This is a genomic window from Pseudacidovorax sp. 1753 (assembly GCF_040544975.1).
In the GTDB taxonomy this organism is placed as follows: domain Bacteria; phylum Pseudomonadota; class Gammaproteobacteria; order Burkholderiales; family Burkholderiaceae_C; genus Xenophilus.
The window spans coordinates 456,966-478,563 of the sequence record NZ_JBEPKY010000001.1; the positions used below are offsets into that span (position 1 = coordinate 456,966).

Consider the following 21,598-nt stretch of genomic DNA (forward strand, 5'->3'; position numbering starts at 1 on the left):
GGGGATTCACGGCAGCGCCCGCGCGGGCGCTGCAAGGCCGCGGCGCGCCGCCAGCACGGCCAGCGCCGCGCCCACGCTCGCCAGCAGCCAGAGGGCATGCACCAGCAGGGCGGCGCCGATGACGGTGGTGGCGTCCACCGGCGCGGCGCCCGCGGCGCACGCATGCACACCCGCCAGCGCGCCGGCCTCGAACACGCCCAGCCCGGCGGGCGCCTGCAAGGGCAGCGCCGCACCCGCCTCGGCCCCGGCCGCGCCGCACCAGCCGAGGGCCACCGGATGCAGCCCCGCCGCATGCAGCAGCAGGGTCGAGACGCCCAGCTTGATGGCCCAGTTGGCCACGCAGAAGACCCACGAGCGCCAGCCGCCCCGGCCGCCATACAGCCCCTGCAGCAGGCGCTGCAGCCGGGGCGCGCCGTCGGCTTCGATCACGTCGCCCACACGCCCGACCCAGCCCCTGCGCAGCACCACGGCGGTCAACAGGACCAACGCGGCAACGGCGGCCAGCGCCAGGGCCGGCGACACCAGCAGCGCCAGCACCATCGTGCCCAGCACCACCGCGTCCTGCAGCCGCAGCCACAGCAGGCTGGGGAGCGACTGGGCCAGCGGCACCTGCCAGTGGCGATGCAGCCACCAGGCATAGCCCGCCTCCCCGGTGCGCAGCGGAAGCAGCGACACGGCCGCGTTGTGCCAGGCGAACAGCGCCAGGCAGTCGACGAAGCGCGCGCCGGTGCGGGCGCGCCATTCGGCATGCAGCCGTGCTGCACGCAGCCCGTAGGTGGCCAGCACGCCCGCCAGCGCCAGGGCCCAGGTCGCGGCCGGCATGCGCCGAGCGGTGCCGGCCAAGGCGCGGGCATCCACGCCACTGAGCAGCCAGGCCAGCAACAGCAGCGCAACCAGCGCCGACAGGGCCTGCATCGCTCGGCGGATCGCGGAACCGGCACGCAGCGGCATGGGGCTCACCCCGCCCGCTCCGCCATCCAGCCAGAGCGGCGCCCCGACACCGCGGGCACCACCACCCGGCGCAGGCGCAGCAGGCCACCGGCCACGCCGGCCAGGCCCAGGGCCCACTGCACCGGCGCGCCCAGCGGATAGCCGGTCGCCGTCCACAGCATGGCCAGGCCGGCGCCCAGCTGCACGGCGGCCATCACCGCCTGGGCCCGGCGCCGCGTGAGCAGGCCGCTGAGGTCCCAGCGCTGCGCCGCCCGCAGGCTGAGCGCCGCCGCCACCAGTCCCAGCGCCGCGCCGGCCAGCACGTCGCTGGGCCAGTGCGCGCCCACCGCGATGCGCGACAGCGCCACCGCCGCCGCCATGCCCCACAGCAGCGCGCGCTGCGCCGCCGAGCAGCGGCGCGTGTGCAGCACCACCCAGACGAAGGCCACCGCCGCCAGCGCATGCCCCGAGGGCATGGCCAGGTGCACCAGCGGATCGCCGATCACATGCAGCTGTTCCGGCGGCAGCACGCCCGGCGGGCGCAGCTGCACGAACAGGCGCTTGGGCACATGCGAGAGCAGCCCACCCAGCGCAAAGGCCCACATCAGCGCGTTGATGAGCCGCATCGCCCCACGCTCACGGCCCGGCGACAGCGCCAGGCCGACCAGCCCGATGGACAGGCCCAGCCCCAGCACGCTCAGGCCCGACCAGAGCGTCTCGGGCAGCCCGGCCGCCCACGTGTTGAGGCTGCGGAAGAGCGGCAGGTCGGCCTCGGTCAGGCGCAGCAGCAGCGCGCCGAGCAGCAGGGCCGCCACGGCCAGGGGCAGCCGGCGCATCGGCAGCGCCGGGGACGCGATGGAAGAAGAGGTCGGGGTCGAGGACATGGCGCAGCGGGGCAATGGACAACGCGGACCGCCTGACGGTAGGCAGGCTCCATGTCAGCGGTGCGACCGAAAGCTGAATGCCACATGGCTGACTTGTGGCGGCGTCACATTGCGGCGCATGACCTCCGTGCTCGTCACCGGCGCTGCCGGCTTCATCGGCGCCCATGCCGCGGCGGCCCTGGCGTCGGCCGGCCACCGCGTGGTGGGCTGCGACAGCTTCAACAGCTATTACGACCCGCGGCTCAAACACGCCCGCGTGCAGGCCCTGCTGACGCCGCTGGGCGTGGAGGTGGCCGCGCTCGACCTGTCGGACGTGGCCGCCACCCAGGCCTTCTGGGCCCGCCACCGCTGCGAGGTGGTGCTGCACCTGGCCGCGCAGGCCGGCGTGCGCCATTCGGTGCAGCGGCCGCTGGAGTACGCCACGGCCAACCTGGTGGGCTTCGCCTCGGTGCTGGAGGCCTGCCGGTTGAACGGCGTCCGCCACCTGCTCCACGCCAGCTCATCGAGCGTGTATGGCCAGCGGGCCGACGCGCCCTTCCGCGAGCAGGACAGCACCGATGCGCCGGCCTCCTTCTATGCCGCCACCAAGAAGGCCAACGAGCTGATGGCGCATGCCACGGCGGCCGTGCACGGCCTGCCGGCCACCAGCCTGCGCTTCTTCACCGTGTACGGGCCCTGGGGCCGGCCCGACATGGCCTACTGGGGCTTCGCCGAGGCCATCCAGGCCGGCCGGCCGATCACGCTCTATGGCCACGGCCTGCTGCAGCGCGACTTCACCTGCATCGACGACGTGGTGGATGCGCTGCTGCGCCTGGTGCGGCGCGGACCGCCCGCGCCCGATGCGGAAGGCGTGCCGTGCGAGGTGCTCAACCTCGGCCACCGGCAGCCGGTGCGGGTGGTCGACTTCGTGGCGCAGCTCGAAGCAGCGCTGGGCCGCCGGGCCGTGGTGGCCTTCGCACCCAGGCCGGTGGGCGACGTGCCGCTCACCTGCGCCGACCCGTCGCGGCTGGAGGCGGCCATCGGCCCCTGGGCAGCGACGCCGCTGGCGGAAGGGTTGCCGCGCTTCGTGCAGTGGCTGCGGGGGTGGAAGGGATGGGGCGAAGACCCGGCCCGGGTACCGGCGGCGGCCTCGGTCCAGCTCGCCCCCGCCTGAGCACCGACCGGGCGAGCTACTCCGCCACAGACGCTCAGTGGATCGCCGCGTACATGATGTCTTCCTGCGTCACCCGGTCGCCCGCGAACTCGGTCACAACCTTGCCCTGCTTGGCCACCAGGATGCGGTCCGACAGCGCCATCACCTCCGGCAGGTACGAGGAGATGACCACCACCGCCTTGCCCGCATCGGCCAGGCGGTTGATCTCGGCATGGATCTCGGCGATGGCGCCCACGTCCACGCCGCGGGTCGGCTCGTCGAAGACGATCAGCTCGGGCTCCTGCACCAGCGACTTGGCGATCACCACCTTCTGCTGGTTGCCGCCCGACAGCTCGATCACCTTGACCTCCTTGCCGATGGCCCGCACGTTGAGCAGCCGCGTCCAGTGCTCGCCCACCTGGCGGGCCCGCTCGCCCGACACCAGGCCGCCGATGCCGCGCAGCTTGCCCAGCAGGCCCATGTAGATGTTGTGGGCGATGGACATGGTCTCGAAGAAGCCCTCCACCTTGCGGTCTTCGGTGATGTAGGCGATGCCGTCGCGCACCGCCTGCCGGCCCACGCGGTAGCGCACCGGACGGCCGTGCAGCAGCACCTCGCCGCCATGGAAGAAGTCGCGCTTGATCAGCCCGGCCACCACCTTGAAGGTCTCGGTGCGGCCCGCCCCCACCAGGCCGAACACGCCCGTCACCTGCCCGCGGAAGACCGACAGCGAGTTGTTCTTGACCATGGCGGCCATGCGCAGGTTGCGCACCGACAGCACGCATTCGCCGGGCGGGCGCACGCTCGCCTTCTTCTGGCCGTAGAGGGTCTGCGACAGGTCGCGGCCCACCATGGCCTGCACGATGCGGGCGGTGTCGAAGTTCTGGCGCAGGTCGGTCACCACATGGCGGCCGTCGCGCAGCACGGTGATGCGGTCGGCCAGCAGCAGCGCCTCTTCCAGCGCATGCGAGATGAAGACGATGGACACGCCCCGCGCCTTGAGGTCGAACACCAGGTCGAAGAAGTACTTCTTCTCCTCGGGCGTGAGGCTGGCCGTGGGCTCGTCGAAGATGATGATGCGGGCCTTGTGCAGCACGGCGCGGGCAATCTCCACCATCTGCTTCTTGGCCGCCCCCAGCGAGGCCACGGTGGCCGTGGGATCGACGTCGAAGTTGAGCGACTGCAGGAACTGCTGGGCGGCGATGTAGATGCCGCGCAGCCGGTTGAAGAAGGCCTCCTGCCCCAGGAACAGGTTCTGCGCCACCGTCATGCTGGGCACGAGGCTGGTCTCCTGGAACACCATGGCGATGCCGCGCTGGCGCGCCTCCAGCGGGGTGCGCAGCTGCACCGGCCGGCCTTCCACATGCAGCTCGCCGCTGCTGAGCGCCACCACGCCGGCCATCACCTTGGTGAGGGTGGACTTGCCGGCGCCGTTCTCGCCCAGCAGGGCATGGATCTCGCCGGCCTGCAGCGCGAAGTCCACGCCGTCGATGGCCGGCACGCCGCCATAGGTCTTGGTGGCCTGGCGCAGTTCGAGCACGGGGGCGGTCGTCGTCATGCGCAGGCTCCTCGGTCCAGCGGAAGACGCAGCAGCCGGCCGCTGCCGCGCGAGGCGATGTACAGCGCGCCGTCGTGCTCGGCCACGGCGGTGATGCCATGGTGCCGGCCATCCACCTGGCTGTGCAGCGAGCGGGTGACGCGGCCCTGCGCATCCATGTGCAGCACCAGGCCGTAGGAGCGCGGCGGCGCCCAGGGCTTGAGCACGCCCATCTGCTTGACGCCCGCGCCCTGCAGCGGCTCCAGGAAGCTCTGGCCCGACGAAAGCGCCGGCGCGATCCAGTAGCGCGGGTCGATGTCGGCCAGCATGCGGCGGCGGTAGGCGTCCTCGCGCAGCACGAATTCGACCAGCTGGGTGCGGCAGACGAAGCAGCAGACCCAGAAGCCACCCTGCGCTGCCGGCACCAGCCGCGAGGGATAGCCGGGCAGCTCGGCCAGCATCGGCGAAGGGGCCGCGCTGCCATTGCCGGCCCGGCGTTGCACGCGGTGGCGCCAGCTTTCGCTCCAGAGCTGGCCGCCGGCACCGTCGCTGGCCACGCCGGCCACGTAGTGCTGGCGCTCCGCCAGCAGCGTGACCTGCCCGCTGGCGGGCTGCCACAGACCCACGCGGCCGGTGGCGCCGTGGCTCATCAGGTCGCGGCACCAGTCCGCCGGGCCATGCACGGTGGAGCCGTCGCCCACCAGCAGGCTGCCATCGGCCGTGAAGGCCAGGGCCACGACGCTGCGCAGCGGCTGCTGCCCCAGCTGCCGGAGCACGGCCCCTTCGGCGCCGCCCAGCAGGCGCACCTCGGCACCGTCCAGCGCCACGGCCACGCGGCCGTCCACCGCGGCGGCCAGCGCCGTGATGGGCACGCCGAAGCGCTGCTGCGGCTGCAGCCGCCCGTCCTGCCAGGCATGCAGCGTGTCGCCCGCAGTGGCGAGCAGCCGGCCCTGGCTCACGGCCAGGTCGTCCAGGCCAGGCAGCTCGGCCACCACCTCGGCCTCGTCGAGCTGCCGGTTGGGCCGCAGCGCGCCGTCCATCACCGGCACGGCGATGGAGGCGCTGCCCCGGCCCAGCAGCCGGTCGGCGGCATGGCGCAATGTCTGCAGCATCAGCGGCTCCCCCTGCCCCAGCGGCGGTCGTACTGCACGAAGTCGGGATCGGCCCCTTCGAGCCTGTAGCGGCCGATGCGGTTGTTGGAGATGCCGCCCAGGTACAGGTGGCCCCGGTGCTCGCGCATGGAGGTGATCATGGGATGGTTGACGCCGCCCAGGTCCCACAGCGTCTCCAGGATCTCGCCCGATTCGCTGAACTTGAGCACGCAGCCCGTGTTGATGTTGGGGAACAGCCATTCGTCCACCGGCACGCGCGTGGCCATGCGGCGGCGGAAGCCCGGCATGCGCAGCGCCAGGTCGTAGGCCGGGCTGCGCATGCCCACCAGGGCCAGCCAGTAGTGGCCGTCCGAGGCCAGGTTGATGTTGTCCGGGTAGCCGGGCAGGTTGTCGATGACCATCTGCACCTGGCCCTTGCGCGGCCCGTCGAACCAGTAGCGCTGCACGCAGCAGCCCCAGGTCTCGGCGAAGAGGATGGATTGCCCATCGCTCGCGATGGCGATGCCGTTGGGAAAGCGCAGCCCGCGCAGCACCGTGCGCGTGGTGCCGTCGCGCGGGTCGTGGCAGATGATGCGGCCGTTGCCCCGCGCCTCCAGCCCGTCCACCGGCCATTCGTGCATCTCGTAGCGCACGGTGGCCTCGCTGAAGAAGATGCGGCCGTCGTCGGCGATGTCCAGGTCGTCGGCCAGGCGCAGGCGGCTGTCGTCGTTGATGGAGCTCCAGCTGCGGTTGGTCTCGTCGCTGACCCGCTGCACCTCGCGCTGCGGCGTGATGCGGTACAGGCCCATGCCGCCGACGCAGACATGCAGGTTGTCCTCGCGGTCGAAGGCCATGCCCAGCGGCTGGCCACCGATGTGGGCATAGACCTCCATGCGCTGGTAGTCCGGTGCGAAGAAACGGATCACGTCGCCATGGCGCGAGCCGGCATAGAGGTTGTCGTCGCGGTCGAGGATCACGTCCTCGGGCGCCTCGATGCGGCCGGTGCCGATCAGCGTCACGTCGCGCAGCTTGTTGTTGAGCGCGTAGGGGCTGCGCGCATCGGTGCCGCAGTCCGGCGCAGGCGGCAGCGACAGGTAGGTGGGGCTCACGTAGACCTTGCTCACGATGCGCTGGCGGTTCTTGAGCCAGCGCACGTCCACCACCGCCGCCGTCACCAGCACGGCGGCCAGCACCATGCGGATCACGCCGCCGGGTGCCGACATGGAGGTCAGGCCATTGGTGACCAGCAGCACGATGAGCGTGCCCACCAGTGCCTTGGTGACCGAGCCGCGCCCGCCGCCCAGGCTGATGCCGCCCAGCACCGCGGCGGTGAGCACCAACACCTCCAGGCCCACGCCGATGTCGGCCCCGGCCGTGGCCAGGCGCGAGGCGAAGAAGCAGCTGCCCGCGGCCGTGAGCACGCCGCTGGCCACATAGCACAGCGCCACCGTGCGCCGCACCGGGATGCCGCTGTTGTAGGCCGAGCGGCGCGAGCCGCCGATGGCCAGGATGTGCCAGCCGGCCCGCAGCCGCGTGAGCAGGATGTGGCCGCCCAGCGCCACCACGGCATAGAACCAGGCCACCGTGGGCAGGCCCAGGAAGGTGCCGCTGCCCAGGAAGTCCCACACCGCCGAGTCGGGCAGGCCGCCGGCGATGGCGGTGGAGTACTCCAGGCTCAGGATCTCGTAGAGCGAGCGGAAGATGATCAGCGTGATCAGCGTGGTCAGGAAAGCCCGCAGCCGCAGGTAGCCGATCAGCAGGCCGTTGACCGCGCCCATGGCGGCCCCCGCCACCAGCGTGACCAGCACCGACACGCCCACCGGCCACTTGAGCACATGCATGCACAGCAGGGCGCAGAAGTTGGCCAGCGCGAACATCGAGCCCACCGACAGGTCGATGCCGCCGACGATCATCACCAGCGCCAGGCCCAGCACCACGAAGCCGACCTCGCCCGCCTGGCGCAGGGAGTCGGCCATCATGGTGGCCGAGTAGAAGTTGGGCACCAGCGCGCCCGAGGCCAGCACCACCAGCACCAGCAGCAGCACGGGGACGGCCGTCTCCGTCCAGCGCTTGGACAGGATCTCGCCGATCCAGTGGTCGGGCCACCAGCGATAGCGCAGGCGCGCCAGGCGCTCGCGCCAGTCGGGGGGAGCGGCGGCCGGCCGGGGCCGTGCCGCCGCGGGGGCGGACAGGGAAGCCCCGGCCGGCAGGCCGGCGTCAGCTGCGAGATGCGCCATGGCCGCTGCGCGTCAGTTGGCCGAGAGCTTCCAGCAGGTGCCGTCGGCGCCCGCATTGGCCTTGGTGATGGGGATCAGCGTGGTGTAGATGTTCTGCTTGGCCGCACCCGGCTTGACGCCGCCCTGCACCAGCCACTTGATCATGGCCGCCATGTTGCTGGCCTGGGTGGGCACGTCGTAGCTGACGTCGTAGTCGAAGGCGCCGGACTTGACCTGGTCGCAGGCGCCCTTCTGCTCGCCGCCGCCCGAGGTGGCGAGGAAGACCTTGCCCGTCAGGCCCGCCTCCTTGATGGCGGCGGCGGTGCCGATGTCCATGCCGTCCCAGAAGCCGATGATCCCGCACAGGTCGGGGTTCTGCTTGAGCACCGTCTGCGTCAGCGCCTTGGCCTTGGCCGCGTCCCAGTCGGCTGCCTGATTGGAGACCACCTTGATCTGCGGGTTCTTGGCCAGCACGTTCTCCACGCCCTTGAGCGTGTAGGCGCTGGTGGCGGCCGTGGGCGCGCCCTGCATGATGGCGATCTTGTTGGACTTGCCCTTGCAGGCCTCGACCACCGCATTGGCCTCGCGCTCACCGATGTCCACCCAGTCCGCGCCCACGTAGGCGGTCGAGGGCTGCGTCGAGCGCATGTTGATCTGCACGATGTAGATGCCCTCCTCCTCGGCCTTGCGGATGAGCTTGGCATAGGTCTGGATGTCGGGGTTGTGCACCACGATGACGGCCGGCTTCTCGGCGATCAGCGCCGTCAGGGCCTGGGCGCCGGCATTGGTGTTCCAGTTGGGGTCGCGGACCACCACCTTCATGCCCCAGGGTTCGAGGTCCTTCTTGAGGCCCTGGTACCAGCCCTGGGCCAGGTCGAAGCCCATGGCCACGGGGATGTAGCCCACGGTCTTGCCCGCCAGGGCCTTGCGGTAGCCGTCGCGGAAGGGCTCGTCCAGCCCCTTGCCCTGCGCCAGCGCCTGGGTGGCGCCGGCCGCGCCGAGCACCAGCGTGGTGGCCAGCGCCAGGCGGCGCAGCATGTCGGATGCGGTCTTCATGTCTTCTGTCTCCTCGTTGTCGTCACAGGGCGCCAAATTCGCCTGGCGCCGGGGCCGGGAACCGGTGGATCAGATGTCGCCCTGCTGGGCGGTCTCCTCGTTGCGCGGATTGAGGAAGGAGTCGATCAGGATGGCGGCCAGCAGCACCACGCCCTTGATGATGTTCTGCAGCGAATAGGACAGGTCCAGGATCGTCATGCCGTTGAGCAGCGTCCCGATGAGCAGCGTGCCGATGACCACGTTGAGCACGCCGCCGCGCCCGCCGGCCAGGCCGATACCGCCCAGCACCACCACGAGCACCACGTCGTAGATCATGGTCGAGTTGAAGATGCGCGTGGGCATGCTGCTGACCGAGGCCGCCATGACCATGCCGGCGAACACGCCGATGAGTGCGGCCAGCACGTACTCCAGCACGACCATGGGTCGGGTGGGCAGGCCGGTGGCCCGCGCGGCGTTGGGGTTGTCGCCCAGCGCATAGATGAAGGCGCCGGCCCGCATGCGCCGCAGGAAGAAGGCCATGGCCGCGGCAGACAGCCCGAACATGACCACCGGCATCGGCACGCCCGCGAGCGTGCCGCGGCCGAGCCAGGCCAGGCTGTCGAGGGCCGCGGGCCACTGCACCACTTCGAGCTGGAAGAAGAAGGCCTGCCCCAGCCCGGCCAGGAAGAGCCCCGAAGCCAGCGTCGTGAAGAGCGAGGGCACCTCGGCATAGGCGATCAGCCAGCCATTGACCGCGCCGAAGACCAGCGAGAGCGCCAGCGCGATCAGGCACGCCGACGGCAGGCTGTGGCCGTTCTGCACCAGCTGCAGCAGCAGCCCCGACGGCACCGCCAGCGCCGCGATCATCGAGATGTCGATGCCCCGCCCGATGACCACCGTGGCCATGCCCAGGCCCAGGATGCCGAGGATGGCCACGTTCTGCACCAGCGTCAGCAGGTTGTCGACCTGGGCGAAGCCGGGCAGCAGCAGCGCGAAGCCACCGAACAGCAGCAGGAACAGGGCGAAGACGATGGTCTGCTGGGAAATGCGCATGCGCTTCATGCTCGGGTCTCCTGCGTCGTTCTTGTTCAGCCCAGGGCGGCGCGCAGCGTCTGGCGCAGCTCGCGCTTGAGGATCTTGCCGTTGAGGTTGCGCGGCAGCGGCTCGGTGCCCAGCGTCCAGGTCTCGGGCACGGCGTAGTCGGACAGGCGCTCGGCGCAGAAGGCGGCCAGCGCGGCCTGCAGGTCTTCGTCCATGCGGTCCACGCAGGCGAAGGCATGCACCCGCTCGCCCAGCACGGCGCAGGGCACGCCGACGAGGGCGGCCTCGACCACGCGTGGGTGTTCGGCCAGCACGTTCTCGACCTGGGCGCAGAAGATCTTGTAGCCGCCGCGGTTGATGACGTCCTTCTTGCGGTCGAGGATGCGCAGGAAGCCGTCGGCATCCATGCTGCCGATGTCGCCCGAGCGCCAGAAGCCGCCGCGGAACTCGCTGGCCGTGGCGGCCTCGTTGCGCCAGTAGCCCCGCACGACCATGGGCCCGGCGATCCAGATCTCGCCGGCCTCGCCGCGCGGCAGTTCGTTGCCGGCCTCGTCCACCACGCAGATGTCGCCGCAGGCCACGGGCAGGCCCACGCTGTCGCGGTGCGTGGCCGTCATGCCGGCCGGCATGATGGTGGCGGGCGAGCAGGTCTCGGTGGCGCCGTAGGCGTTCATCAGCGTCAGGCCGGGCAGGCGCTCGGCCAGCGCCTCGATGGTGGCGGTGGGCATGGAGGCGCCGCCATAGGCGCCGATGCGCCAGCTGCCCAGGTCGTGTTCGGCCATCTCGGGCAACAGCAGGCACAGGTTGTACATGGCCGGCACCATGATGCTGTGCGTGATGCGCTCCTGCTCGATCAGCCGCACGCAGTCGGCGGCCTTGAACTGCGGCATCAGCACCATGCAGCCTCGGCAGTGCACCAGGGTGTAGAGCTGCGCGACAAGGCCCGTGACGTGACTGAGCGGCACGGCCACCAGGCTGCGGTCTCGCGGGCCCAGCTGCATGGCATGGGCGAAGTGCTGCACCGAATGGGCCACGTTGAAGTGGCTGATCATGGCGCCCTTGGGCCGGCCGGTGGTGCCCGAGGTGTAGAGCAGCACGGCCAGGTCTTCCTCCTGCACCGGCTGCGGCTGCAGGCGCGGGGCCGACTGCATCAGTGCGTCGAAGGCCTCGAAGCCGGGCGCCACCTGGCCGGTGGCCACGCGCAGCCGCAGGGCCGGCAGGCTCTGGGCATCGGGCACCAGGGCCTGCAACTCCTCGGCGCAGATCAGCACGGCGGCCTCGGCATCGGCCAGGTTGTAGGCCAGCTCGGCGGTGCGTGCCCGCATGCTGATGGGCATGGCCACCGCACCGAGCCAGGCGCAGGCCAGCGTGGCGATCACGAACTCGGGCCCGTTGCCCAGGTACAGGGCGACGCGCTCGCCCGCCGTCACGCCGCGCGCGGCCAGGCCGCCGGCACAGCGGGCGACGGCGTGCTGCAGCTCGCGCCAGCTCAGCCGCAGCGCGCCGCAAACCAGCGCGTCCGCCTCGGCATCGCCCGCCACGGCGTCCACCAGCATCTGCGCGATGCTGCCGGGCCGCTGCACGAAGCAGCGGACCATGCGGCCGTCGAAATGCACTTCACGTCGGATCTCGGGCATCGGGGCTCCCCAGGGCAGGTTGGAGGGTGCGGCCTGCGGGGCCGGCGCCGGGGCGGGCTCGGCCAGTACGCCGCGCATCAGCATCTCGATGCCGTGGCGCACGGCGTCCTGCAGGCTCTGGTCGGCATGCTCGTCAGGGCGGTACCAGCGGCCGATGCCGCCCAGCGCGCCGACCACGGTGTAGACCGCCATGGCCGCATCGCTGCGCACGATCCAGCCGGCCTGCATGCCGGGGTCGATGAGCGCATGGAAGCGGGCATCGATCTCGGCGCGCAGCGCGGCCAGTTCCTCGCGCCGCGGCGCGGCCAGCAGTTCCTCGCCCAGGCGCACCACGCACAGGCCGAAGGGACTGGTCACCGCCGCGGCATAGGCCTGCAGCGCCTCGCGCAGATGGCTGCGGGCCTGGGTGGGCGGCACGGCGCCCAGCGGCGCAGGTACCGCGTCGCGCAGGGCGGCCAGGCCGCGCTGCATGCATTCGAAGAGGATCTGCTCCTTGGCCTGGACGTAGTGGTAGACCGTGGGCTTGGTCACGCCCAGCCGGCGGGCGATGTCGTCGATGGAAGTCCCCTGCACGCCGCGGCTGGTGAACAGCGCCGCCGCCGCCTGCAGCACCGCGTCGCGCTTGGCGCCGTGGCGTTGCTGGCGTTCGCTGGCACCGGGCCAGGGCGAGACGAGGGACTCAGTAGGCATGCGACTCCTGAAGCCTGAATTCGGGCTGACCGCCGCAGTGCGGGGCCAGCGCCTCAATGGCCGAAAAGGGTACTCTGGAGTAGCCTTCTTGACTGGCGGCGATTATTGGGAGCGCTGGACCAGTCCGCGTTCACGGACTTACCCTGAATTGCGGTGCAGCATGGCGAAGGGAGAAGCGGGCGCAGGCAGGCCCTGCCGAAGCAGGTCGAAGACGGGTGACGAGGCCCTGCAGCAGGGCGGTCCGGAAGACCGGCGAGGCTCAGCGCCGGCCGAGCAGCCGGTACTCCCGCGGCGTGCAGCCCGTGGCGCGGCGGAAGGCCTTGGAGAAGCTCGCGGCCGTGGAGAAGCCCGCTGCATAGGCGATCTCCTCGATGGGGCATTCACGTTCGCGCAGCCAGGCCTTGGCCCGCGCGATGCGCCGCTCGGCGACGAAGGCATGCGGCGGCTGGCCGGTCGCAGCGCGGAAGCTGCGGGTGAAGTGGCCCACGCTCATGCAGGCGACCTCGGCCAGTTCGGCCACGCTCAGCTCCAGGTCTAGCCTCGCATCGATGGCGTCGAGCACCCGGGCCAGACGTCGGCTGTCCATGGGGCGCGCCGCCTTCTCGACCAGCGGCCGTGCGGGCCCTTCTTCGGCATAGTGACGCAGCAGGTGGGCGCTGAGCGCCACCGACAGGCTTTCCACCAGCAGCCGGCCGGCGCCCGACTCCTGGTTCAGCTCGGCCACGATCTGCTGTGCGACGGCCGCCACGAAGGGATCGTGCTCGATGGTCTGGTAGCGCAGCACGGCGCGCGCAGGATCGATGTCGAACTCGCGCTGCACCGTGTCGGCAAACGGCCGGGCCGGCAGGAACAGGTGCAGGCAGTCGGCCATGGGCTGGACGACGTTGATGTATTCCTCTTCGATGCCGGCGGGGCACAGCCAGATGGTGCCCGGCCGCCCCACGGTGTTCTCGCGCCGGCCGCCGCCCCGGCGGTCCACGCGGGTGTGGCCGCCGAGCTGGATGGCGACCTCGGTGTCGCGCGGCACCAGCCGCGGCAGCTCGCCCGCCGCATGGCTCCAGCGCTCGGCCAGGACATGACGCCAGCCCTGCGCATTGGAGGTCTGGTGCATCGTGCTGTTGACGTACTTGTCGACCGAATGTCCCAACATGGTGCTGGCGGGGTTGTCGATGCGCCGCGGCGGTGGGTGTGGGGCGCTGCACGCAGTTTCCGTGCCAATGGTCGACATGGCCGAGCGGGACAAGAACAGAGCAAACCCGGACAAGGGCTTCGGGGCCTTGCCTCGCCAGACTCGATGCATCCCACCGATGCGCCGACGAGCGAAAGGAAAGAACGCCATGACCCGCACCACCGTGATGGGCGCCTGCCCGCATGACTGCCCCGACACCTGCTCCCTCATCACCACGGTCGAAGATGGCAAGGCCATCGCCGTGCGCGGCAATCCCGACCATCCCTTCACCCGCGGGCGCCTGTGCGTCAAGGTCAACAACTACCAGGACCGCGTCTACAGCGACCAGCGCCTGCTCTACCCCATGCGGCGCACCGGTCCCAAGGGCAGCGGCCAGTTCGAGCGCATCGGCTGGGACGAGGCCATTGCCGAGATCGCCGCGCGCTTCCAGGACGTGATCGCGCAGGACGGGCCGCAGGCCATCCTGCCCTACAGCTACCTGGGCACGCAGGGCATCCTCAACGGCCTGAACGTGGGCGATCCGCTGTTCAACAAGCTGGGCGCCACCGTGTGCGAACGCACCTTCTGCGACTCGGGCTCGTGCACCGCCTACATGATGACCATCGGCCACACGCCGGGCGTGGACCCCGAGAGCTTCGTGCATGCGCGCTACATCATCCTGTGGGCCTGCAACACGCTCAGCACCAACTCGCACCACTGGCCCTTCATCGAACAGGCCAAGAAGAACGGCGCCAAGCTGGTGGTGATCGACCCGGTGCGCACGCGCACCGCGCGGCTGGCCGACTGGCACATCCCCATCCGCCCCGGCACCGACGGCGCACTGGCGCTGGCCATGGCGCACATCCTGATCAGGGAAGGCCAGCTGGACCGCGACTACATCGCGCAGCACACCGTCGGCTTCGACGAGCTGGCCGAGCGCGTGGCGCAGTACACGCCCGAGTTCGCGGCCGGGGAGACGGGCATTCCGGTCGAGGACATCCTCAAGCTCACGCGCGAGTACGCCAGCACGCCGCCGGCCGTGATCCGCATCGGCGTGGCGGTGGAGCGCCATGCGGGCGGCGGGCAAACGGTGCGCGCCATCTCCTGCCTGCCGGCGCTGATCGGCGCCTGGAAGCATGTGGGCGGCGGCCTGCTGCAGTTGCCCATCTGGGCCTTCCCGGTCAACTGGCCGGGCCTGATGCGGCCGGACCTGCAGCCGGCCTCGATGCGCGTGATCAACAGCTGGCGACTGGGCCCGGCGCTCAATGGTGAGCTGCCTTCGGGGCCGCCCATCCGCGCCCTCTTCGTCTACAACGCCAACCCCATGGCCATGGTGTGCGAGCAGGACAGGATCGCCCAGGGCCTGGCGCGCGAGGACCTGTTCACCGTGGTCAGCGAGCACTTCATGACCGACACGGCGCGCTATGCCGACATCGTGCTGCCTGCCACGACGCAGCTGGAGCAGGAGGACATCATGTTCTCCTGGGGCCATCTCTACCTGACCTATAACAACGCCGCCATCGCGCCGCTGGGCGAGGCCATTCCCAACACCGAACTCTTCCGCCGGCTGGCGAAGGCGCTGGGCATGGACGACCCCTTCTTCCAGCGCAGCGACGCGCAGATGATCGCGGAGTCGATGGACTGGAGCAGCCCAGTGATGCAGGGCATCACGCTGGATGAGCTCAAGGCGCGCGGCTACATGCGCCTGGCCATGCCCGCCGCGGCCGAGTGGGCGCCGCACCGCGAGGGCAACTTTCCGACGCCCTCGGGCAAGTGCGAATTCAAGTCCTCATTGGCCGCTGGCGGCAACTTCGTCGCGCCACTGTTCCGCCAGGGCTATGGCGCGGACCAGTCCGGCGAGCCGGTGGACCCGCTGCCGCACTACATCCGTCCCAACGAGACGCCAGCCACCGCGCCGGCGCTGGCCGAGCGCTATCCGCTGAGCCTGATCTCGCCCAAGAGCCATGCCTTCCTCAACTCCAACTTCGGCAACCTGCCGGCGCAGCAGATGCAGGCCGGCGAGGAACAGCTGGTGCTGCTGCATCCGGAAGACGCCGGCCGGCGCGGCATCGAGGCCGGCACGCCCATCCGCGTGTTCAACGACCGCGGTGCCTTCGAGGCCAAGGCCACGCTGTCGGCCGACGTGATGCCCGGCCTGGTGGTGGCGCCCTCGGGCTACTGGCACCGCAGCAGCCGTGGCACCGGCAACGTGCATGCGATCACGCCGACCGTGTTCGCGGACCTGGGGCGCGCGCCGACCTTCTCGGACACGCTGGTGCAGGTCGCAGCCCTCTGAGCGGAAGACGGACACCCCATGGCCTACGTCGTCACCGACCTGTGCAGCGGCTGCCGCTACACCGAATGCGTCACCGTCTGTCCCGTGGAGTGCTTCCACGTCGACGAACGCATGACCTACATCGACCCAGACAACTGCATTGACTGCGGCGGCTGCGCGCCCATCTGCCCGGTCGGCGCCATCCAGGCGGACTTCCTGCTGGCGGCGGACAAGAAGGAATGGATCGGCATCAACCGCGAGCGCGCCGCGCTGACGCCGGTGCTCACGCAGCGCCTGCCGCCGCTGCCGGGCGCGCCGGCGCTGCCGCAGGGCGCAGGCGCATGAGTGCCCCACCCGTCGGCCCCCGCATCGCCGTCGTCGGCGCCGGCCCCAGCGGCTTCTACACCGCCGAGGCGCTGCTGCGCGCCGGCATTCCCGGCCTGCAGGTGGACCTGATCGAGCGCCTGCCGGTGCCGCATGGCCTGGTGCGCTACGGCGTGGCGCCGGACCATCCCAAGCTCAAGCAGGTGAGCGCCGTGTTCGAGCGCATTGCCGCCATGCCGGGCATGCGCTTCGTGGGCGGCGTGGCGCTGGGCCAGGACGTGACGCTGGACGATCTGCGCCGCAGCTACCACGCGGTGGTGCTGGCCACCGGCGCCGCGCAGAGCCGGCGCCTCGGCATACCCGGCGAGGACCTGCCCGGCTGCCATGCGGCCGGCGACTTCGTCGGCTGGTACAACGGCCACCCCGACCAGCGCGACTGCCACTTCGACCTCTCGGCCGAACGGGCCGTGGTGGTGGGCCACGGCAACGTGGCGCTGGACGTCGCGCGCATCCTGCTGCGGCCGGTGGACGAACTGCGCCGCACCGACATCGCCGCCCATGCCCTCGATGCGCTGGCCGACAGCCGCGTGCGCGAGGTGGTCGTGGTGGGCCGCCGCGGGCCGGCGCAGACGCGCTTCTCGCCCAAGGAGCTGCACGAGTTCGGCACCCTGGCCGGCTGCGATGCGCTGCTGGACGGCAGCGACTGGACGGCACGCAGCTTCGAGCCACTGCCCGAGGCGGACGCCGAAGCCCGCGCGGCGATCCAACTGCTGCAAGGATTTTCGACGCATGCGCCCGCGCAGCCGCGGCGCTGCGTGTTTCGCTTCCACCTGGCGCCGGCCGCCATCAGCGGCCACGGGCGGGTGCAGGCCATGCACTTCGTCCGCCCGCCGGAGGCCCCGGCCGGCGGCGAGCTGACGCTGGACTGCGGCCTGGTCTTCGCCAGCGTGGGCCGTCGCGCGCTGCCGCTGCCCGGCGTGCCCTACGACGCCGGGCGAGGCGTGCATGCCAACGCGCACGGGCGCATCACCGAAGCCGGCCGGCCCGTGGCCGGGCTGTATGTCTGCGGCTGGGCCAAGCGCGGGCCGCAAGGCACCATCGGCAGCAACCGCGCCTGCGGCGTGCAGACGGCCGAAGCCGTGCTGGCCGACCTGCCCTTGCTGCGCGAGCGGCACGTGTCGCCGACCCTCGCAATGCAGGCCGCCTGCGAACGCGCCGTGGACCATAGCGCCTGGCAGCGCATCGACCGCGCCGAACTCGCCCGCGGCACCGCCCTGGGCAAGCCGCGCGAGAAATTCGTCGACGTGGACGCGATGCGGGCCGCTGCCCGCCTGGAGGCCACCGCATGCTGATGGACACCCGCAGCCGGGGCGCACTTCCCCCGCTGGTCGACCCCTTCGGCCGCGCGGTGCGCTACCTGCGCCTGTCGGTCACCGACCGCTGCAACCTGCGCTGCGCCTACTGCATGCCGCAGGACATGCGCTTCGCGCCCAGCCCGGAGCTGCTGTCGCTGGAGGAGCTGGAGCGCGTGGCGCGTGCCTTCATGCGTCAGGGCGTGCGCAAGCTGCGCATCACCGGCGGCGAGCCGCTGGTGCGCCGCGGCATCCTCTCGCTGTTCGAGGGCCTGTCCGATGGCCTGCGGGACGGCTCGCTGGACGAGCTGACGCTCACCACCAACGGCACCCGCCTGCCGCAGCTGGCCGAAGGGCTGGCCGCGGCCGGCGTGCGGCGCATCAACATCTCGCTCGACACGCTCGACGCCGATCGCTTTGCGCAGCTCACGCGCGGCGGCTCGCTGCAGGCGGTGCTGGACGGCATCGACGCCGCGCTGGACGCGGGCCTGGCCGTCAAGCTCAACGCCGTCGCGCTGCGCGGCAGCACCGAGCACGAGATCCACGACCTGATCGCTTTCGCGCATGGCCGCGGCATGGCGTTGACGCTGATCGAGACCATGCCGCTCGGCGACACCGGCATGGACCGGGCAGACGGCTTCCTGAGCCTGGCAGCGCTGCGCCGGCAGATCGCGCAGCGCTGGACGCTTGCCGATGTGGCCGAAGGCAGCGGCGGTCCGGCCCGCTATGCGCGCGTGGCGCAGACCGGCGGCCTGCTCGGCTTCATCACGCCGCTCACGCAGCATTTCTGCGGCGACTGCAACCGTGTGCGCGTCACGGCCATGGGCATGCTCCACACCTGCCTGGGCCACGAGGACGGCACCGACCTGCGACGCGCGCTGCGCGCCTCGGCCAATGACGATGCGCTGCATGCCGCCATCGACGGCGCCATCGCCCGCAAGCCGCAGGGCCACGACTTCCGCATCACCGGGCGCGAACAGCCCGTGCGGCTGGTGCGGCACATGTCGGTGACCGGCGGATAGGCCGCGTGGGGCAGGGTCGAAGACGGGCGCGCTAGCATCGCCGCCTTACTCCTCGCCCCCATGCATCTCCACGACCTGCGCCTTCGCCTGCGCGCCGCTGGCGCGGGCCCCAGCCACGAGCACCGCATCCTGCGCACTTGGTCGCAGGCGCTGCCGCGCGATGGCGGCAAGCGACCGACCGCCAACTACTTTCCCGCCGGCCTGCTGGCCGAACTGCCCGCCATCGATGCCGAGCTGGCGGCGCTGGCGCGCGTGCAGGCGGTGCACCCCGGTGAGGACGGCGCCGAGCGCCTGCTGGTGGGCCTGGCCGATGGCCAGACGGTGGAAAGCGTGCTGCTGCCGCGCGGCGGCGTGTGCGTCTCGTCGCAGGTCGGCTGCGCGGTGGGCTGCCAGTTCTGCATGACGGGCCAGGCCGGCCTGCTGCGCCAGGTGCGCAGCGCCGAGATCGTGGCCCAGGTGGCCCTGGCACGGGCCCGGCGACCGGTGAGCCGCGTGGTGTTCATGGGCATGGGCGAGCCCTCGCACAACCTCGACGGCGTGCTGGAGGCCATCGACTTCCTGGGCACCGTGGGCAACGTCGGCCACAAGAACCTGGTCTTCTCGACCGTGGGCGACCCGCGTGCCTTCGAGCGGCTGCACCGGCAGACGGTGCGGCCCGCGCTGGCCCTGTCGCTGCACACCACCGATGCCGCGCTGCGCCGCCGCCTGCTGCCGCGCGCGCCCGACCTCACGCCCGAGCAACTGGTGGAGGCGGCCGATGCGTATGCCCGCGCCAGCGGCTACCCCGTGCAGTACCAGTGGACGCTGCTGGAAGGCATCAACGACCGGCCCGAGGACATCGAGGGCCTGGTGCGCCTGCTGCGCGGCCGATGGGGCGTACTCAACCTCATCCCCTTCAACAGTGTGGAAGGCAGCGGCTTCGCCCGCCCTGCGCTGGACCATTGCGAGCGCATGGCGCGCACGCTGCACGAGCGCGGCATCCTCACCAAGCTGCGGCACTCAGCGGGGCAGGATGTAGATGGCGGCTGTGGGCAGTTGCGGGCGCGGGCGCTGGGCGGCGCTACGCAGCCGCTGCGTCGGGCGCCTCGACCAGCGCCAGCACCCGCAGCGGACTGCCCGAGCCTTCCTCGATCTTGAGTGGTGCCGAGATGATCAGCGCGCCGGTGGGCGGCAGCTGATCGAGGTTGCGCAGGCACTGCAGGCCGTAGCGGTTGGCACCGTGCATCAGCGTGTGGCACGGGTAGGCCAGCGGCCAGGCGTAGGACTGGCCGGCATCGGTGTTGATGGTCTCCACGCCGAAGCCATGCACCTCGCGCTCGCGGATCAGCCATTCGACCGCCGCCTGCGTGGGGCCGGGGGTGTGCGCGCCATCCTCACGCATGTTGACGAAGGCGGCCGGGTCCGCCAGGCGCTTCGACCAGTCGGTGCGCAGCAGCACCCAGGCACCTTTCGGGATGCAGCCGTGCGCCGACTCCCATGCCTGCAGGAACTCCACCGTCAGCAGCCAGTCGTCGTCCTCGACCACCTGCGCACTGGCGTCGACCACCACGGCCGGCGCGATGAACTGCTCGGGTGCGATGGTGTCGACGGTGTTGCCCGCATGGTCGCGGCCGCTCACCCAGTGGGCGGGCGCGTCGAAATGCGTGCCCGTGTGTTCGCCGCAGGAGAAGTTGTTCCAGTACCAGCCCGGGCCGGCTTCGTCGTAGCGCGAGATGCGTTCCTTCTTGAAGGCCGCCACCTGGCCGAACTGGGGCGGCAGCTGCAGCGGCGGAAAGTCTTCGCTCAGCGTGTGGGTGAGGTCGATGGTGCGGATGGTCTGCGCGCGCATCGCCGCGGCAAGCTGGGTCAGTAGGGTCATCGGTGGTCCTGGTTGGGAGGGAGAAGGTCAGGCGTTGCGCCGGGCGGTCACTTCGATCTCGACCCGTGCGCCCTCCACGGCGAGCGGGCTGCACACGGTGGTGTTGGCCGGGCGGTTGTCGCCCAGTCGCCGTCGCAACGCATGGCTGACGGCCACCACATCGCCGCGGTCGGGCACGTAGACGCGCACGCGCACCACGTCGTCGAAGCCGGCGCCCGCCTCGGCGAGCGCATCGCCGATGGTGTCGAGCGCCAGTTCGGCCTGGGCTGCGGCGCCCTCGGGAAGGCGGCCAGTGCGGAAGTCCTGTCCCACGGTGCCGGAGACGAAGACCCAGCGGCCATCGACCACCGCCCGTGCATAGCCGGCCAGCTCTTCCCAGCGCGAGCCGCTCAGGATGAAGCGGCGGCCGTTCATGTCGCCTTGAAGCCGGAATCGCGGATCACCTTGCCCCAGGTGGCGTTGGCGTCGACCACCCAGCGCCCCACCTCGGCGGAGGACGCGGGCGTGACCTCGTTCCCCATCTTGGCCAGCCGCTCCTGCAGGTCCGGTTGCGCCAGCACGGTGCGCACGGCACGCTCGAAGGGCTCGACCACCTCGGGCGGCACGCCCCTGGGGCCGAAGAAGGCGAGCCAGGGGTTCTTGTCGATGCCCGCAAAGCCCAGCTCGCGGAAGGTGGGAATGTCCGGCGCGGTGCGGCTGCGCGTCTCGCCCGAGCTGGCGAGGATGCGCACCTTGCCGGCCCGGTGGTGCTCGATCAGCTCGGTCATCGAGGCGATGCCGATCGGTATCTGGCCGGCGAGCAGGTCCTGCACCATCGGCGCGCCGCCCTTGTAGGGCACGGAGTTCAGCGGCACGCCGAAGGACTGGCCGATCACATGGCCGATGAACTGCGGCACGCTGCCTGCGGCCGGGATGCCGTAGTTGGCCTCGGTGGGCCGGGCCTTGACCCAGCTGCCGAGTTCGGCCATCGAGGTGACCCCCGTGGCCGCACTCACCGCCAGCACGTTGTAGTAGCTGGCCACGCCGGCCAGCGGCGTGAAGTCGCGCACCGCGTCATAGCCTGCCGCCGCAATCGTGAGCGGCACGATGACCTGCGTGTGATCGATGGACAGCATGATGGTCGAGCCGTCGGGCGCGGCGGCCTTCAGCGCCTGCGCCGCGATCTGGCCACCGGCGCCGGGCTTGTTGTCGATGACGAAGACCTGGCCGTTCATGGCCTTGCCCAGGCGGTCGACGATGGCGCGGGCCACCACGTCGGTGGCGCCTCCTGGCGGAAAGCCCACCAGCACGCGCACCGGGCCGCTGTAGGGCTTGGCGCCCGCGGCAAGCGGCAGCGACGAAAGCGCGGGCAGGGCGCAGGCGGCGGGAAAGAGGCGGCTGAACTGGCGTCGGTTCATGGCAGGGGT

At 71.3% G+C, this 21,598-nt stretch carries 18 protein-coding genes; 6 read left to right on the forward strand and 12 right to left on the reverse strand.

Annotation, left to right across the window (positions count from 1 at the left end):
• Positions 1-6 precede the first annotated feature (6 nt).
• Together ABIC63_RS02120 and ABIC63_RS02125 are read right to left on the reverse strand one after the other, a co-directional pair.
• Positions 7-951 carry a lysylphosphatidylglycerol synthase domain-containing protein gene (locus ABIC63_RS02120; protein WP_354318532.1) on the reverse strand — a complete coding sequence of 315 codons (945 nt, stop codon included), beginning with the start codon at positions 949-951 and terminating at the stop codon, positions 7-9.
• 5 nt (positions 952-956) lie between these two features.
• On the reverse strand, positions 957-1,814 hold the full coding sequence (locus tag ABIC63_RS02125; RefSeq protein WP_354318500.1) for a phosphatase PAP2 family protein: 858 nt from the start codon (positions 1,812-1,814) through the stop codon (positions 957-959).
• A 118-nt stretch (positions 1,815-1,932) separates the two neighbouring features.
• Here ABIC63_RS02125 and ABIC63_RS02130 point away from each other — a divergent pair, with 118 nt between their 5' ends.
• Complete coding sequence (locus ABIC63_RS02130; protein ID WP_294378099.1) at positions 1,933-2,967, forward strand: NAD-dependent epimerase/dehydratase family protein; 1,035 nt, start codon at positions 1,933-1,935, stop codon at positions 2,965-2,967.
• 34 nt (positions 2,968-3,001) lie between these two features.
• On the opposite strand, the gene ABIC63_RS02135 is transcribed toward ABIC63_RS02130, so the two are convergent.
• From ABIC63_RS02135 to ABIC63_RS02165, 7 genes are all read right to left on the reverse strand, one after another.
• The gene (locus tag ABIC63_RS02135; protein WP_354318501.1) at positions 3,002-4,504 is read right to left on the reverse strand and encodes a sugar ABC transporter ATP-binding protein; all 1,503 of its coding nucleotides are present in this window, start codon (positions 4,502-4,504) and stop codon (positions 3,002-3,004) included.
• Positions 4,501-5,595 (reverse strand): WD40 repeat domain-containing protein, encoded by a 1,095-nt coding sequence (locus ABIC63_RS02140; protein WP_354318502.1) that lies wholly within the window; start codon positions 5,593-5,595, stop codon positions 4,501-4,503. The genes ABIC63_RS02135 and ABIC63_RS02140 overlap by 4 nt, the downstream gene beginning before the upstream one ends.
• The gene (locus tag ABIC63_RS02145; RefSeq protein WP_354318503.1) at positions 5,595-7,811 is read right to left on the reverse strand and encodes an ABC transporter permease; all 2,217 of its coding nucleotides are present in this window, start codon (positions 7,809-7,811) and stop codon (positions 5,595-5,597) included. Before ABIC63_RS02145 ends, ABIC63_RS02140 begins: the two co-directional genes overlap by 1 nt.
• A 12-nt stretch (positions 7,812-7,823) precedes the next feature.
• Positions 7,824-8,846: a sugar ABC transporter substrate-binding protein gene (locus tag ABIC63_RS02150; protein ID WP_354318504.1), complete on the reverse strand. Its 1,023-nt coding sequence runs from the start codon at positions 8,844-8,846 to the stop codon at positions 7,824-7,826.
• Between the two features lie 69 nt (positions 8,847-8,915).
• Complete coding sequence (locus tag ABIC63_RS02155; RefSeq protein ID WP_295372326.1) at positions 8,916-9,887, reverse strand: ABC transporter permease; 972 nt, start codon at positions 9,885-9,887, stop codon at positions 8,916-8,918.
• A 26-nt stretch (positions 9,888-9,913) separates the two neighbouring features.
• Positions 9,914-12,193: an AMP-binding protein gene (locus ABIC63_RS02160; RefSeq protein ID WP_354318505.1), complete on the reverse strand. Its 2,280-nt coding sequence runs from the start codon at positions 12,191-12,193 to the stop codon at positions 9,914-9,916.
• A 259-nt stretch (positions 12,194-12,452) separates the two neighbouring features.
• Positions 12,453-13,343 carry a helix-turn-helix domain-containing protein gene (locus ABIC63_RS02165; protein ID WP_294378078.1) on the reverse strand — a complete coding sequence of 297 codons (891 nt, stop codon included), beginning with the start codon at positions 13,341-13,343 and terminating at the stop codon, positions 12,453-12,455.
• A 187-nt stretch (positions 13,344-13,530) separates the two neighbouring features.
• On the opposite strand from ABIC63_RS02165, the gene ABIC63_RS02170 reads away from it, so the two are divergent.
• From ABIC63_RS02170 to ABIC63_RS02190, 5 genes are read left to right on the forward strand one after another with little or no spacing between them, the layout of a single operon-like run.
• Positions 13,531-15,657, forward strand: a complete 2,127-nt coding sequence (locus ABIC63_RS02170) for a molybdopterin-containing oxidoreductase family protein (protein WP_354318506.1) — start codon at positions 13,531-13,533, stop codon at positions 15,655-15,657.
• 18 nt (positions 15,658-15,675) lie between these two features.
• Positions 15,676-15,981, forward strand: a complete 306-nt coding sequence (locus ABIC63_RS02175; protein WP_066118326.1) for a ferredoxin family protein — start codon at positions 15,676-15,678, stop codon at positions 15,979-15,981.
• Entirely contained in the window at positions 15,978-17,312 is a 1,335-nt protein-coding gene (locus ABIC63_RS02180; protein WP_354318507.1) for an FAD-dependent oxidoreductase, read from the forward strand. The genes ABIC63_RS02175 and ABIC63_RS02180 overlap by 4 nt, the downstream gene beginning before the upstream one ends.
• A complete protein-coding gene (gene moaA / locus ABIC63_RS02185) occupies positions 17,306-18,334 on the forward strand; it encodes a GTP 3',8-cyclase MoaA (protein ID WP_294378063.1) in 1,029 nt (342 codons plus the stop codon). The genes ABIC63_RS02180 and moaA overlap by 7 nt, the downstream gene beginning before the upstream one ends.
• A 60-nt stretch (positions 18,335-18,394) precedes the next feature.
• A complete protein-coding gene (locus ABIC63_RS02190; RefSeq protein WP_354318508.1) occupies positions 18,395-19,471 on the forward strand; it encodes an RNA methyltransferase in 1,077 nt (358 codons plus the stop codon).
• Here the strand turns inward: ABIC63_RS02190 and ABIC63_RS02195 are convergent.
• The 3 genes from ABIC63_RS02195 to ABIC63_RS02205 are packed head-to-tail and all read right to left on the reverse strand — an operon-like array spanning position 19,395 to position 21,589.
• The gene (locus ABIC63_RS02195) at positions 19,395-20,192 is read right to left on the reverse strand and encodes a cyclase family protein (protein WP_354318509.1); all 798 of its coding nucleotides are present in this window, start codon (positions 20,190-20,192) and stop codon (positions 19,395-19,397) included. The genes ABIC63_RS02190 and ABIC63_RS02195 overlap by 77 nt on opposite strands.
• A gap of 27 nt (positions 20,193-20,219) precedes the next feature.
• The gene (locus ABIC63_RS02200; protein ID WP_294378053.1) at positions 20,220-20,606 is read right to left on the reverse strand and encodes a Rid family hydrolase; all 387 of its coding nucleotides are present in this window, start codon (positions 20,604-20,606) and stop codon (positions 20,220-20,222) included.
• A complete protein-coding gene (locus ABIC63_RS02205) occupies positions 20,603-21,589 on the reverse strand; it encodes a Bug family tripartite tricarboxylate transporter substrate binding protein (protein ID WP_354318510.1) in 987 nt (328 codons plus the stop codon). Before ABIC63_RS02205 ends, ABIC63_RS02200 begins: the two co-directional genes overlap by 4 nt.
• Positions 21,590-21,598: the final 9 nt, after the last annotated feature.